Annotated in this window: 18 protein-coding genes and 1 tRNA gene; 11 read left to right on the top strand and 8 right to left on the bottom strand. The window is 68.5% G+C overall.

Translation table 11 applies throughout. The annotated features are described in order from the left end of the window. Window positions 1–57: 57 nt before the first annotated feature. On the top strand, window positions 58–351 hold the full coding sequence (gene ddfA / locus LT965_RS01840) for a DdfA family disk-determining factor (protein WP_232702309.1): 294 nt from the start codon (window positions 58–60) through the stop codon (window positions 349–351). A 154-nt stretch (window positions 352–505) separates the two neighbouring features. On the opposite strand, the gene LT965_RS01835 is transcribed toward ddfA, so the two are convergent. After that, window positions 506–589: transfer RNA gene (locus tag LT965_RS01835), tRNA-Leu, on the bottom strand. Between the two features lie 85 nt (window positions 590–674). Between LT965_RS01835 and LT965_RS01830 the strand changes: the two genes are divergently transcribed. Next, window positions 675–983, top strand: coding sequence for a transcription initiation factor IIB family protein (locus LT965_RS01830; RefSeq protein WP_232702308.1), 309 nt, complete (start codon window positions 675–677; stop codon window positions 981–983). On the opposite strand, the gene LT965_RS01825 is transcribed toward LT965_RS01830, so the two are convergent. The 5 genes from LT965_RS01825 to LT965_RS01805 form a co-directional block, all read right to left on the bottom strand. Further along, entirely contained in the window at window positions 984–1,460 is a 477-nt protein-coding gene (locus LT965_RS01825; RefSeq protein WP_232702307.1) for a phosphopantetheine adenylyltransferase, read from the bottom strand. A gap of 39 nt (window positions 1,461–1,499) precedes the next feature. Next, window positions 1,500–1,985 carry a winged helix-turn-helix domain-containing protein gene (locus LT965_RS01820; RefSeq protein WP_232702306.1) on the bottom strand — a complete coding sequence of 162 codons (486 nt, stop codon included), beginning with the start codon at window positions 1,983–1,985 and terminating at the stop codon, window positions 1,500–1,502. A 67-nt stretch (window positions 1,986–2,052) separates the two neighbouring features. After that, window positions 2,053–3,162, bottom strand: a complete 1,110-nt coding sequence (locus LT965_RS01815; protein WP_232702305.1) for a glutamate--cysteine ligase — start codon at window positions 3,160–3,162, stop codon at window positions 2,053–2,055. Between the two features lie 72 nt (window positions 3,163–3,234). Next, entirely contained in the window at window positions 3,235–3,870 is a 636-nt protein-coding gene (locus LT965_RS01810) for a fibrillarin-like rRNA/tRNA 2'-O-methyltransferase (RefSeq protein ID WP_232702304.1), read from the bottom strand. Next, window positions 3,867–4,700, bottom strand: a complete 834-nt coding sequence (locus LT965_RS01805) for an NOP5/NOP56 family protein (RefSeq protein ID WP_232702303.1) — start codon at window positions 4,698–4,700, stop codon at window positions 3,867–3,869. The genes LT965_RS01810 and LT965_RS01805 overlap by 4 nt, the downstream gene beginning before the upstream one ends. 97 nt (window positions 4,701–4,797) lie before the next feature. Here LT965_RS01805 and LT965_RS01800 point away from each other — a divergent pair, with 97 nt between their 5' ends. The 3 genes from LT965_RS01800 to LT965_RS01790 all read left to right on the top strand — a co-directional run bounded on the left by LT965_RS01800 (window position 4,798) and on the right by LT965_RS01790 (window position 5,911). After that, window positions 4,798–5,367: a DUF2391 family protein gene (locus tag LT965_RS01800; protein ID WP_232702302.1), complete on the top strand. Its 570-nt coding sequence runs from the start codon at window positions 4,798–4,800 to the stop codon at window positions 5,365–5,367. Between the two features lie 95 nt (window positions 5,368–5,462). Further along, entirely contained in the window at window positions 5,463–5,642 is a 180-nt protein-coding gene (locus LT965_RS01795) for an HVO_2753 family zinc finger protein (protein WP_009760974.1), read from the top strand. 2 nt (window positions 5,643–5,644) lie between these two features. Beyond that, a complete protein-coding gene (locus LT965_RS01790; RefSeq protein WP_232702301.1) occupies window positions 5,645–5,911 on the top strand; it encodes an elongation factor 1-beta in 267 nt (88 codons plus the stop codon). Between the two features lie 192 nt (window positions 5,912–6,103). On the opposite strand, the gene LT965_RS01785 is transcribed toward LT965_RS01790, so the two are convergent. Together LT965_RS01785 and LT965_RS01780 are read right to left on the bottom strand one after the other, a co-directional pair. Continuing rightward, on the bottom strand, window positions 6,104–6,757 hold the full coding sequence (locus LT965_RS01785) for a hypothetical protein (RefSeq protein WP_232702300.1): 654 nt from the start codon (window positions 6,755–6,757) through the stop codon (window positions 6,104–6,106). Between the two features lie 63 nt (window positions 6,758–6,820). Beyond that, window positions 6,821–7,981: a cystathionine gamma-synthase gene (locus LT965_RS01780; RefSeq protein ID WP_232702299.1), complete on the bottom strand. Its 1,161-nt coding sequence runs from the start codon at window positions 7,979–7,981 to the stop codon at window positions 6,821–6,823. Between the two features lie 109 nt (window positions 7,982–8,090). On the opposite strand from LT965_RS01780, the gene LT965_RS01775 reads away from it, so the two are divergent. The 6 genes from LT965_RS01775 to LT965_RS01750 are packed head-to-tail and all read left to right on the top strand — an operon-like array spanning window position 8,091 to window position 11,940. Beyond that, window positions 8,091–8,384 carry a 50S ribosomal protein L21e gene (locus LT965_RS01775; protein WP_232702298.1) on the top strand — a complete coding sequence of 98 codons (294 nt, stop codon included), beginning with the start codon at window positions 8,091–8,093 and terminating at the stop codon, window positions 8,382–8,384. A gap of 1 nt (window position 8,385) precedes the next feature. Further along, window positions 8,386–8,745, top strand: coding sequence for an RNA polymerase Rpb4 family protein (locus tag LT965_RS01770; RefSeq protein ID WP_232702297.1), 360 nt, complete (start codon window positions 8,386–8,388; stop codon window positions 8,743–8,745). A 41-nt stretch (window positions 8,746–8,786) separates the two neighbouring features. Next, window positions 8,787–9,356 (top strand): DUF655 domain-containing protein, encoded by a 570-nt coding sequence (locus tag LT965_RS01765; RefSeq protein WP_232702296.1) that lies wholly within the window; start codon window positions 8,787–8,789, stop codon window positions 9,354–9,356. Between the two features lie 37 nt (window positions 9,357–9,393). Continuing rightward, on the top strand, window positions 9,394–10,233 hold the full coding sequence (locus LT965_RS01760) for a 16S ribosomal RNA methyltransferase A (RefSeq protein ID WP_232702295.1): 840 nt from the start codon (window positions 9,394–9,396) through the stop codon (window positions 10,231–10,233). Continuing rightward, entirely contained in the window at window positions 10,230–11,372 is a 1,143-nt protein-coding gene (locus LT965_RS01755) for a mechanosensitive ion channel family protein (RefSeq protein WP_232702294.1), read from the top strand. Before LT965_RS01760 ends, LT965_RS01755 begins: the two co-directional genes overlap by 4 nt. After that, complete coding sequence (locus tag LT965_RS01750) at window positions 11,365–11,940, top strand: HemK2/MTQ2 family protein methyltransferase (protein ID WP_232702293.1); 576 nt, start codon at window positions 11,365–11,367, stop codon at window positions 11,938–11,940. The genes LT965_RS01755 and LT965_RS01750 overlap by 8 nt, the downstream gene beginning before the upstream one ends. Window positions 11,941–11,968 lie beyond the last annotated feature (28 nt).

Genomic DNA, 11,968 nt, shown 5'->3' with positions numbered 1-11,968 from the left:
GGGGCTTCGTACAGAGGCCAAACCCATACCTACGGCACTGACTTTCAGTGTAGTACGATGGAACAGTCCACGACCCACACCGACTCTCCCCTCCCCGCAGCGGAACCCGACCTGATCACGCAGAAAATTGTCCACGCAGTCGCCGACGAACTGCGAGTCGACCCGGTAGACCTCGACCCCCTCTACGACGTCGTCGACCCGGACGCGCTCAACTCGTTGTTCCACTCGCGACCGCGCGTCAACAGCCTCGGTACCGGCGCCGTCCGGTTCACGTACCAGGGATTCGAGGTGCACGTCACGGCCGGCGGCGACGTCTCGCTCGAGGCCCGGACCGTCCAGAACGCGGACTGAGCACACCGGACGCGGTAGTTTCTCTCTCTACTCGTCAGTTCGCTTTGTTCGGACAGAACGTGCGCGGGACCGGATTTGAACCGGAGGAAACCTCCCTCCGCTCGGTTTCCAGGGTTCAAATCGGTCCTGCTCCTTCCTCACTTCGTTCGCTCAGTGCGCGGGACCGGATTTGAACCGGCGGACTCCTACGAGACAGCGTCCTAAGCGCTGCGCCGTTTCCTGGCTTGGCTACCCGCGCGCACTCCCGACTTTCGGAGGCACGTAAATGAGAATTGCGCTCCGCGCCGGCGAAGGTTTACGTTCGTGACGCCGAAGAGACGGGTATGTACCGCGCGGGAGACGAGGTGGACCAGCAAGCGTGGCTGGACGAACTCGAGGCAGTCGCGGACGCCCTCGACATCGACGCGGAGGCGCGCTCTACCGCCAAGGACCTGTTCCTCTCGGCGGTCCCCACCGAGGAGCGCTCGAAACCCGCGGCGGTCGCAGCCAGCGTGTACGCGGGCGCGCTCATCGCGGGGGACCAGCGCTCCCAGACCGCGGTCGCCGAGGCTGCAGACGTCTCTCGGCTCGTGATCCAGCAGCGCTGGAAGGATATCCTCGAAGACGCGGGCTTCGAACCGCCGTCGTGGTAGCTACCGGCCCTCGCGCTCGGGCGTGAGGGTGCCGTGCTCGTCGATCTCGCCGTTGACGATGCGGGTCGAGGAGATGATGTCGCCGTCCTCGGCGCGGACGTGGTCGACGATCTCTATCTCGAGCGGGTCGAAGCCACGCTCCTGGCGTATCTCGTTGATCTTCTCGCCGACGTTCTTCGTCTCCGGGGAGACGACGAGCACGTCGAACTTCTCCTCCGTAGCGATGCCCGTCGGTTCCTCGAGTTTCCGGACCTCGAACTCGCGGTCGTACTTCTCGGCGATGGCGGCGAGTTCGTCCTCCAGGTCGGCCTTGCGCGCTTCGAAGGAGCGAACCGGCCGCTGGACGTGTCGCGTCTGTGTCGACAACTCGTCGCTTGTCAACCCGACGGTGACGTCACCGAGTTCGAACGCCCGCTCGAACAGTTTCCGGTGGCCGTCGTGGACCGGGTCGAACGTCCCGCCGAGAGCGACGTCCATACGCTCGCGGAGGTCCCGGCGTCGTTTAGCAGTTTGGGTTTACGCGCTGTCCTCGCCGTCCTCGACCTCGATGTTGACGGGTTCGGCGTCCGTCTCCGTGCCGTCGCCGTTCCCGAGGTGGGCGTCGAGGTTGAACACGGTGTTCAGTTCGTCCTGGACGCGTCCGACGACGCCGCCGACGAGGTCGCTCGGCGGGATGGCGGTGTACTCGTAGGGGTTGTTGCCGGCGCCCTCGCTCTGGCGCTTGCGCCTGTCCACGACGTCCTCGCCCGCGAGTTCCGCCAGCGCCTCGCGGACGGTCGACGGGTAGAGCCCCGTGCCGTCGGCGACCTCCTCGCTGGTGCTCCAGGGGTGTTGCCGGAGGTAGACGAAGATGCGGGCGCGTGTCTCGGTGTCCAGAACCCACGACAGGATGTCCACGATTCCCTTGTCGAACCCCGCTACTGCGCGCTCTTTCTCCGCTCCCAGCCGGTCCCGTGCGGACCGGCCCTCCGCGTCTGTGTTCTCGGTTGCGTCCTCGGACATGCGTTGTCTCAGTCGGGACACAAGCAACGGGTAGGTAAAAATCCACCGTCGGACAACTATCGTCCGGTTACAGGACGAGCGACTCGTAGAGCGCCGCTTCCCCGAATTCTGCGAGTAGGCGTCGCTGACGACTCGCGCCGGACTCCCGCTCGTAGACGGTCCGGATGCCGGACACGTCGAGGCGTTCGCACTCCCGTTCGACGACCTCGCCGAGGTCGACGTTGCCGCTGGCGTCCCGGCGGACGAACGACGCGTCGTGGCCGTGGCGGGTCGCACGCCACTTGTTCTCGTCGAGCACCTCGCGACGGAGTGCCTCTGGTCCCTCCCGGGCCCCGAACGCGTCCGGTGGCCCCGGGTCGGCGCTGTCCTCGAAGCACTCCGCGTAGTCAACCACCAGCGCGTGCGTGTACTCGACGAACGCCTGCACCGTCCCGGGGTCGGCCTGCCCGTCCGGTGCGCGCACCTCGACGGTGCCGTGTCCCGAGTGGGGCCGGACGTCGTACCAGAGTTCGCCCCGGTCGTCGATGGCGCCGTTCTCGACCATCAGCCGCTCGAACCGGTCGAACTCCTCGTAGGAGTCGAACGCCGTCGGCATCCCGGTGTTCGGCAGCGCCTCGAAGACCTTCGCGCGCGCCGACGCCAGCCCCGTGTCGAAGCCGTTCCAGAACGGCGAGTTCGCGCCCAGCGCGAGCATCACGGGCATGTGCCAGCGCAGCTGGTTGGCCACCCATACCGCCTTGTCCGCGTCGTCCACGCCGACGTGGACGTGGAGGCCCGCGGTCGTGTTCCGGTGTTGCGGGTACTGGATGCGGTCGAGCTGGGAGCGATATCGGGGTTTCTCGGCGTGTTCCTGTTCCCGCCACCGTGCGGCCGGGTGGAGGCCCGCGGCCGCGATGCGGAGGTCGTTGTCCTCCGCGTGGGCGACCAGCGCCGCCCGCACGTCCCGGATCGCGTCCGCCGCTCCACCCACTCCGTCGAGCTTCGGTGTCTGCGTCTCGACGACGAACTTGAACAGTTCGTGGTCCAGGCGCCCCTCCAGCAGTTCCGGTGGGTCGGACTCGTACACCAGCGTGTCGGTTCCCGACGTCGGAACGCCGTCGCTGTCGACGACGAAGAACTCCTCCTCGACGCCGAGCGTCCCCATCTCGGTGAACTCCTCGGCCGAACCCACGTCCATCCTGCCGGTCCTTTTCCCCGGAGCGCGTAAATAGTTCTGGAACCGGCGGGCGCTCAGGGTAGTTCTGTCTCCCTACTTCGGCGTCGCCACCACTGCGAGGTGGTCGTCGTGGTACGGTTCGAGCCGCTCGGTCGCCAGCACCTCGTAGCCGTCCCGGAGCCGGTCGAGGACGTCCTCGAAGACGGCCTCGGGTTCCCGGGTCACGTCCTCGCTGCGAGCCTTTACCGCGCCGACGAACCGCCCGCCGTCGCGGAGGAACTGGCGGTTCGACAGCGCCACGTCGGCCTGGCCGCGGGTCGCCACGTCCTGCACGATGGCGTCGAGGCCGGACTCGACGACGTGGGCGTACGTCTCGGGCTTCCGCGCGTCCTTCAGCAGCGCGAAGAGGTTCGACCGGTCCTCGGCGACGCCGAGGAGGTCCCGGGTCGGTCGCGGCGCGAACTCCACGGCGTACGTCGGCCCCGCGAAGTCGGCGACGTGGCTCACCGTCGTCCCGTTCGCCGCGCCGAGGTAGAGCATGGCGTCGCCAGCCGAGAGGCCGGTGTCGACGCCCTTCTCGAGGGTCGCACCGAGCTTCGAGCGGTGCGGGTCCCAGCGCCGCCACCCCCCGGAGACTGGTTCGCCGTACACCGGGTCACCTCGCGTGGCCAGCGCAGCCTCTGCCTCCCCCTCGAACTCCCGCCGTTCCACGCCCCCGGGCAGCGTCACGAGGAATCACGCGCCCGGATGCGCTCGATCCGCTCGTCGAGGTCCGCCTGCAGGTCGGGCCGTCGGTCCCCCGCGTAGTGGTCGATCCGGGCCGCGATGGTGAGCTTCCCCGCGAGTGCGCGCGCGGCGGACCCGCGTTCGCTCGGGTGGGTGCCACGGACGTACTCGTGGGTGTAGATGGCGCCGTGCTTCGGGGAGGGCGCGTGCCCGCGGAGGTGCGCGAACAGCGCGTCCTCGGCCCCGAGCACCTGGAGGGTCCCACTCGGTTGCTTCGCGAGTTCACCGAGGCCGCCAGCGAGCGCGATCAGGCGCGCGGCCAGAACGGGGCCCGCCAGCATCGAGAGGTTCGGCGCCACCGCGGGCGCCTGCTGTTCGACGTACGAGCGCACGGCGTCCCGCTCGTCTCCGAGGTCGGCGGCACGCCGACAGAGCGATATCGCCTGCCGCTCGCTCGGCGTCGCGGGGTCGCGGCTGGCCACCTCGCGGGCGCCGTCGACGCCGCTGCCGACGTCGTCGAGGACGCTGCCGGCCCACTCGGTGCCGCGTTCGGCGAGCTCGTTGGCCGCCTCCGCGAGGTCGCCCATCGCGCGCACGGCGTGAATCAACTGCTGGTCGTCGGCGCTCTCGCGCTCCCGGACGGCCGCCCGCGTCCCCGCGAGCGTCGCCTCGTGGAGCAACGCGTAGTACTCGTCCTCGTCGTCGGCCGCGCCGGCCTCGACGGCCAGCGCCGGCCAGTCCTCCGGGGCGTTTGCGCGGCCCGTCCGGACGGCGTCGCCGGCGGCCGCCGCGTCGTCGGGGTCGACGCCGGCGAACCATCCCTGTGCGGTCATGCCCGGGGATTCCGGCCGCGCGCGTTTAAACCTACCTCGCTGGAGCGCTCGCGGTGTGGGCTGACCGTTTAAGACACTCCGGGGCGTCGGCCCGCCCATGAGTCGCTCGCGCACCGACGACGAACCACCCGACCTCTCGGACCTCTTCGACGAACTCGAGGACCTCGACGACGTCGTCGACGAACCGGACGCGCAGGCCCGCCTGGACGCCGTCAAGCAACTCGCCGGCGAGATGCAGGGGGATGGCGGCACGTTCGGCCAGGTCATCTACGGCTTCGACCGCCACGACACCGCCGAGGCCGCCCTCGGCAGCCTGCTGTTCGGCATCCCGATGGCCGTCGAGGGCGGCACCAACGAGGCCGGCGAGTTCGTCGCCGAACACGTCCTCAACCTCGTCGGGAGCCTCGCCGCCACCGTCTTCATCGTCTACGGCGTGCTGTACGTCGCTCGCTTCCAGGACGTCCGCATCTCTCACCCGTTCTTCGGCGTCATCCCGCGTCGCCTCGTGGGCGTCCTCGGCGTCTCCTCGATCACCGCGACCCTCCTCCTCACGGCGTGGGGTCGCGTCGACTGGGCCGACCCCTGGGTCGCGGTCTGCACGGTGGCCGTCGCGTTCGTCCCGATGGCCATCGGTGCCGCCCTCGGCGACATCCTTCCGGGGAGCTGAGCCCTCACTCGGGCCTTCGACGGCGGACGCGCACGGTCCGTTCCGACGACGCCGAAAGACAATGGTTAAAATGCGTCCGGGCGCATAGTCGGAGTATGAGCGAAAGCGAAGCCAAGCGGGCGCGAAAGTGCGTCTCCTGTGGCATCAACATCTCCGGCACCACCGCCGCCGCGTTCAAGTGCCCGGACTGTGGGTTCCAGATCTACCGCTGCTCGAAGTGCCGCAAGCAGAGCAACCTCTACGAGTGCCCCGACTGCGGGTTCCGGGGGCCGTAACCATGGGGAAGGTCGCCGCCATCCTCAAGGTCATGCCGGAGAGCCCCGAGATCGACCTCGACGAGCTTCAGGAGAGCCTCTCGGAGTCCCTCCCGGAGGGCGCGAAGATCAACGGCACCGAGGAGGAAGAGGTCGCCTTCGGCCTCACCGCACTCCTCACCACCGTCATCGTCCCCGACGACGCGGGCGGGACGGAAGCCGTCGAAGAGGCGTTCTCGAACGTTGACACCGTCGAGTCCGTCGCGGTCGAGGAAGTCGGTCGCATCTAAGGCACGTTTTGCTCTGCGGGCGCGCGTAGCGCGCCCTCGGCAAAACCTGCACTAAAAGCACTCCTCCTTCGGTCTGCTTCGCGTCCCTCAGTCGTCGGCCCGAGCGTTCACTCCGTTCACGCTCGGTGAACCGCTTCGCTCGGGTCCGTTGGACCGCTCGCTCGCGGATGCTAGCGGCTCCCGGTTGTGGCGTTACCCCTCGTCCTTCTCGACGATGGCGCCGATTTGTACGTCGAACCCCCACCCCTCGTTCAGGTAGCTCGCGTCCTCGAAGCGGTAGTTCCCTATCTGGATGCAGGCGTCGCTGTCGTGAGCGGCGAGCACGTTGAACTCGGCGGCGACTGTCTCGCCGGGCTCGAGGGTCTCCGTGCGCATCACCGCCGGGAGGGCGATGCCGTCGGTCGCCTGCCAGCAGTTCTCTTCGGGTTCGTCCGGGACCACGCTGTCCCCCGGCGCGAGGAGGAGCGAACTCGTCCCGTCCTCGTGCTGGCCCCAGAGGCCGTCCCACGGCACGAGCGACCCGAACGCGAACTCGCGTTCCTCGCCGGCGTCGTTCGTGAACGCGACGCGGAGAACCGCCGGGTGGGCAGTCGTGAAGTTGCGTTCGACGGTGACGTCGATGGTGACGTCCTCGACTGGCGGGTCGTCGGTCTCCACGCCGTCTATCTGGTAGGCGAACGTCTCGCCACCGTCGGTGGTCGTTCGGTCTTCTGTCGTAGTTCGGTCTCCGGTCGTGGTTCGGTCTTCTGTCGTCGTGCTGTCGTCGCCGACCGGCGCAGTGGCGTAGCCGGTGCAGCCGGCGAACGCCGTCGCGGCGAGCGTGCCGAGGAGGGCGCGGCGTTTCATGGACGTGGGAACGGGCCGGCGAGATAAACTCTTTCTCCGGGGTGAAACGGCGGTTTGACTGCCTTACAGCGTCGCGTCCATCGCCTGCTGCAGGTCCGCCTTGAGGTCGTCGACGTGCTCGATGCCGACGCTCGCGCGGATGAGCGGGTCGGTCAGGCCGGCGGCCTCACGTTCCTCCCTCGGGATGGCCGCGTGGGTCATCGCCGCGGGCTGTTCGATGAGGGACTCGACACCACCGAGGCTCTCGGCGAGCGTGAACACGTCCGTCGCGGCGACGAACTCGCTGGCCTCCTCGAGGGTGGCGTCGAGTTCGAACGAGACCATCCCACCGAAGTCGTCCATCTGTTCGGCCGCGAGGTCGTGGTGCGGGTGGCTCTCCAGGCCCGGGTAGTACACCTCGTCGACGCGGTCGTGGGCGTCGAGCCAGTGGGCGAGAACGCTTGCGTTCTCGCAGTGGCGGTCCATCCGGACGCCGAGGCTCTTCGTCCCGCGGAGCACGAGGAAGCAGTCGAACGGGGACGGCGTGGCGCCGACGGAGTTCTGGTAGAAGCCGAGACGCTCGTCGAGGTCGGCGTCGTCGGTGACGAGCGCGCCCGCGACGAGGTCCGAGTGGCCGCCGAGGTACTTCGTGAGGCTGTGGCAGACGACGTCGGCGCCGAACTCGAGGGGGCGCTGGAGGTACGGCGTCGCGAACGTGTTGTCGACCGCGCAGAGTGCGTCGTGTTCGTGGGCGATGTCCGCCAGCGCGCTGATGTCGTTGACGTTCATCAGGGGGTTCGTCGGCGTCTCCACCCAGACGAGCTCCGTCGAGTCGCCCATCGCCGCGCGGACGGCGTCGAGGTCGGTGGTGTCGACGAAGTCGAAGGAGACGTCGTACTCCTCGTACACCTGCGTGAAGATGCGGTGGGTGCCGCCGTAGACGTCGTCGCCCGCGACCACGTGGTCGCCCGCTTCGAGGAGGTTCAGGACGGTGTTGATGGCGCCCATCCCCGAGGAGAAACAGCGCCCGTACTCGCCGCCCTCGAGGCTCGCCAGGTTCTCCTCGAGGTCGGTGCGCGTCGGGTTGCCCGTTCGACTGTACTCGTAGCCGCGGTGGTCGCCGGGCCCGTCCTGGACGTACGTGGAGTTCGCGAAGATGGGCGTCATCAGCGCGCCCGTCTCCTCGTCTGGCTCCTGGCCGGCGTGGATGGCTCGCGTGTCGAAGTGGGACTCGTCGTCGCTCATGGGTTGAGGTGGGTGGGCCCGCGAGTTAGGTCTGTTCGTTGCGGGACACGCGCCCGCTTCGTAACGTGCGTTTTATAACCGCGACGCCAGTACACCAGTGCATACGACCATGCCGAGTTCCAACGGACCCCTCAACGGCACCCGAGAGAAGCTCTCGAACAGCCCCCGCGACCGGGGGACCTCCCCGCCCCAGCGCGCCATCGCCGAGTTCGACGAGGGCCAGAAGGTCCACCTGAAGACCGACCCCAGCGTCTCCGAGGGTCGCTTCCACCCGCGCTTCGACGGCCTCACCGGCACCGTCGTCGGCAAGCAGGGCCGCGCGTTCGAGATCGACATCAACGACAACGGCAAGGACAAGACCGTCATCGCCAAGGCGGCACACCTCCGCGCGCAGGACGACTGACATGACGATCTTCAAGGAGACCCTCGACGAGGAGTTCCTCACCATCTCCGAGGCGAAGGAGCTACTCTCAGAGGTCGAGGCCGAGCGCGCGCTCGACGAGGATCGCGAGCTCCGCTTCGAACTCGCGCGGGCCGTCGAGCACGTCAACCGGTTCGCGGTGCTCGAACCCGAGGAGGCCCGGGAGTTCGTCGACGAGCTGCTGGAACTGGAGAGCATCGGCGACGAGGCCGTCGCGTACAAGATCGTCGACCTCCTCCCCCGGACGCGCACGGAACTCCGCGCGGTGTTCGCCCAGGAGCGCTACGCGCTCGACGGCGACGAACTCGACGAGATTCTCGACGTCGTCGCGAAGTACGCCTGAGGTGCCGACCGTTTAAGTGTCGGCTAGGCGTACCCCTTCGTATGAGTGACACGCCTTCGACGGACGACGAGGAACTCGCCGTCGTCCTCGACTTCCTCGCGCACGGTCGGTCCGACGGCGGCCGCGACTACAGCGACGGGGCCCTCGCCTACGCGGTCTCCGTGGATCGGTTCACCCTCTACGAGTTGAACCTCTCGGATGACGCGGACATCTCTATCCTCGACCGCGTGAAGATCCGCCCGGACTTCGAGGCGGGCATCAAGCGCGGCCGAGAGGTCGACTACGAGGACCTCTCGGACGGTGCACGCTCGGAGCTGGACTACGTCGTCGAGGACGTCGTCGACGAGGACGAACAGCGGTTCGTCGACTTCTACAACGAGGCCCAGCCCATCTCCCTGCGCCTCCACCAGCTCAACCTGCTGCCCGGTATCGGAGACAAACTCCGTGACAACATCCTCGACGAGCGCAAGCGCCACGGTCCCTTCGAGAGCTTCGCGGACCTCGAGGAGCGCGTCGACGGCCTCCACAAGCCCCGCGAGATCGTCGTCGAGCGGATCCTCGACGAGATGCGCGAGGACGACCTGAAGTACCACAACTTCGCGCGCTCGTAGGGGAGCCTTTAGTAACCACCGGGGGTTACACCCGGCAATGACTGACCCGCGGGACCCGGACGCGCTGATACGCAGAGCCGGTCGTCCCGACCCGGAGTTCGACCAGCACTTCCTGGTCGACGACCGGGTCCTCGACCGGATTCCGACGTACGCGGAGTCCTTCGACCGCTCGCACGTCCTCGAGGTCGGTGCGGGCACCGGTGCGCTCACCGACCGTCTGCTCGCCGTCGCCGACCGCGTGACCGCAGTCGAGCGCGACGAGAACTACGCCGCGTTCATCCGCGAGGAGTTCGCCGACGAGATCGCCGCCGACCGACTCGCCGTCGTCGAGGGCGACGTCCTCGACGTCGACCTCCCCGAGTTCACCTGCTGCATCTCGAATCTCCCGTACGGCGTCTCCAGCGAGACGACGTTCCGACTGCTCCCCCTCGGGGAGCCGATGGTCCTGATGTACCAGCGGGAGTTCGCCGACCGGATGGCCGCGGCGTCCGGGACGAGCGACTACGGCCGTCTCTCGGTGACCGCCCAGCACTACGCGGACGTCGAGGTCGTCGAGACGGTGCCGCCGGAGGCGTTCGACCCCCAGCCCCGCGTCCAGAGCGCGGTGGTGCGGCTGACGCCCCGCGACCCCGAGTACGAGGTGACAGACGAGGCGTTCTTCTTCGACTTCGTGAAGGCGCTGTTCACGCAGCGCCGGAAGACGGTGCGCAACGCGATTCGGAACACGGGCCACATCTCGGGGCTCTCGGACCCGGATGCGGTCGTCGCAGCCGTCGACGAGGACGTCCTCCGCCAGCGACCGGGGAACCTCTCGCCGTCGGCGTTCGCGGCGCTCGCGAACGTCGCACTCGGGGTCGAACGGGGTGGTAGTACGTGAACTGGCTGACGGCGATGAACGCGTTCCTCACCGACCTCTCGGCCGTCGAGCGGCTGGTGGCGTCGGCGGTGGCGGTCGCCGTCCCGCTCGTCGTGGTCCTGCTGGCCCACCGCGAGGTCGACCGGCGACAGTCGCGGGTGACGCGCGTCCTCGCCCTCTTCGCGTCGCTGGCCGCCCTCGGGGCCGCCACCGGCGTCGTGGTGGTCGTCTGGGGACTCGAAGCCGCCGCTACCGAACAGTTGACCGTCCTCGAGGGACACGCCCAGACGCTCGTCCGCGCGATCGTCACCGTCGCCTTCCTGGTCGCCGTCTACGTCGGCACCGGCGTCGTCCACCGCACCGTCGAGCGGTTCATGAAGCGGACCAACGGCATCACGGACCACCAGGCCGAGATCACGTACCGCATCCTCCAGATCTCGGTGTACCTGCTGGCGCTGCTGGTGATCCTCGGGTTCTGGGGCATCCAGCTCGGTGGCCTGCTCATCGGGGCCGGGTTCGCCGGTATCGTGCTCGGGATGGCCGCCCGGCAGACGCTGGGCGCGGTCATCGCGGGCTTCGTGTTGATGTTCTCCCGGCCGTTCGAGATCGGCGACTGGGTGAAGATCGGGGACAACGACGGCATCGTCACCGACATCACCATCGTCAACACCCGGCTGCAGACGTTCGACGGCGAGTACGTGATGCTCCCGAACGACTACGTCGGGTCCAACGAGGTGGTCAACCGCTCGCGGAAGGGCCGCCTCCGCATCCACGTCGAGGTCGGCGTGGACTACAGCACGGACATCGAGTACGCGATGGAGGTGGCCAAGGAGGCGATGAGCGACCTCGACGACATCCTCACCGTCCCCCGCCCGCAGGTCGTCGTCACGGAGTTCGAGTCCTCCTCGGTGCTGCTCGACCTCCGGTTCTGGATCGACAAGCCGAGCGCGCGCCGCCGCTGGCGCGCCCAGACCGCCGTCATCACCGCGGTGAAGTCCGCCTTCGACGAGGAGGGCGTGAAGATCCCGTTCCCGCAGCGGGAGGTCTCGGGCCGTCAGGAGACCGGCGGGTTCCGTGTCCGGGAGCAACCGGAGGGCGACACGCGGGCGGACGCGAACCCGCAGTCGCCGGTCGACGCGCCGGAACCCGAGGATGACTGACCTGGCCGACCGCCGCGGCGCCGAGACCGAGGTGTACCAGCCCGCCGAGGACTCGCTGCTGCTCGCGGAGGCGGCCGTAGGCGAGGTCGACGCGCGGGCCCGCGTGCTCGAGGTCGGGACGGGCTCGGGGTACGTCGCGGCGACGGTCGCCGACGAGGCGGGCGCCAGCGTCGTCGGGTCGGACCTGAACCCGTTCGCCTGCCGGCAGGCGTTCGACCGGGGCGTCCCCGTGGTCCGCGCGGACCTGCTCTCGGCGTTCCGCGACGACGCCTTCGACGTGGTGCTGTTCAACCCGCCGTACCTCCCCCGCGACGAGGACGCCGAGCGCGACGACTGGATGGAGGTCGCGCTGTCGGGCGGTGAGAGCGGACGGGCGGTCGTCGAGCCGTTCCTCGACGCGGTGGGCCGCGTGCTCGCTCCTGGGGGTGTGGTCCTGCTGCTCGTGAGCACGCTGACCGGTGTCGAGGAGGTCGTCGAGTACGCCGGCGACGTGGGGTTCTCCGCGGCGGCGATACGCGAGGAGTCCTACCCGTTCGAGACGCTGACCGTGCTCAAGCTGCACAAATAACTACCGGGCATATTTTACGAAGGAAAAT

This window comes from Halobacterium wangiae, assembly GCF_021249345.1.
Lineage (GTDB): Archaea > Halobacteriota > Halobacteria > Halobacteriales > Halobacteriaceae > Halobacterium > Halobacterium wangiae.
The sequence above is the reverse complement of the archived record's forward strand: the minus strand, read 5'-3'. Positions and strand labels throughout refer to the sequence as shown.

Bases quoted from the DNA above. Each gene is read 5' to 3' on its own strand.
- LT965_RS01770 (WP_232702297.1), top strand. From the start codon at position 8,386: ATGACGATCTTCAAGGAGACCCTCGACGAGGAGTTCCTCACCATCTCC.
- LT965_RS01820 (WP_232702306.1), bottom strand. From the start codon at position 1,985: ATGTCCGAGGACGCAACCGAGAACACAGACGCGGAGGGCCGGTCCGCA.
- LT965_RS01815 (WP_232702305.1), bottom strand. From the start codon at position 3,162: ATGGACGTGGGTTCGGCCGAGGAGTTCACCGAGATGGGGACGCTCGGC.
- ddfA (WP_232702309.1), top strand. From the start codon at position 58: ATGGAACAGTCCACGACCCACACCGACTCTCCCCTCCCCGCAGCGGAA.
- LT965_RS01800 (WP_232702302.1), top strand. From the start codon at position 4,798: ATGAGTCGCTCGCGCACCGACGACGAACCACCCGACCTCTCGGACCTC.
- LT965_RS01780 (WP_232702299.1), bottom strand. From the start codon at position 7,981: ATGAGCGACGACGAGTCCCACTTCGACACGCGAGCCATCCACGCCGGC.
- LT965_RS01785 (WP_232702300.1), bottom strand. From the start codon at position 6,757: ATGAAACGCCGCGCCCTCCTCGGCACGCTCGCCGCGACGGCGTTCGCC.
- LT965_RS01750 (WP_232702293.1), top strand. From the start codon at position 11,365: ATGACTGACCTGGCCGACCGCCGCGGCGCCGAGACCGAGGTGTACCAG.
- LT965_RS01830 (WP_232702308.1), top strand. From the start codon at position 675: ATGTACCGCGCGGGAGACGAGGTGGACCAGCAAGCGTGGCTGGACGAA.
- LT965_RS01795 (WP_009760974.1), top strand. From the start codon at position 5,463: ATGAGCGAAAGCGAAGCCAAGCGGGCGCGAAAGTGCGTCTCCTGTGGC.
- LT965_RS01825 (WP_232702307.1), bottom strand. From the start codon at position 1,460: ATGGACGTCGCTCTCGGCGGGACGTTCGACCCGGTCCACGACGGCCAC.
- LT965_RS01775 (WP_232702298.1), top strand. From the start codon at position 8,091: ATGCCGAGTTCCAACGGACCCCTCAACGGCACCCGAGAGAAGCTCTCG.
- LT965_RS01765 (WP_232702296.1), top strand. From the start codon at position 8,787: ATGAGTGACACGCCTTCGACGGACGACGAGGAACTCGCCGTCGTCCTC.
- LT965_RS01790 (WP_232702301.1), top strand. From the start codon at position 5,645: ATGGGGAAGGTCGCCGCCATCCTCAAGGTCATGCCGGAGAGCCCCGAG.
- LT965_RS01760 (WP_232702295.1), top strand. From the start codon at position 9,394: ATGACTGACCCGCGGGACCCGGACGCGCTGATACGCAGAGCCGGTCGT.
- LT965_RS01805 (WP_232702303.1), bottom strand. From the start codon at position 4,700: ATGACCGCACAGGGATGGTTCGCCGGCGTCGACCCCGACGACGCGGCG.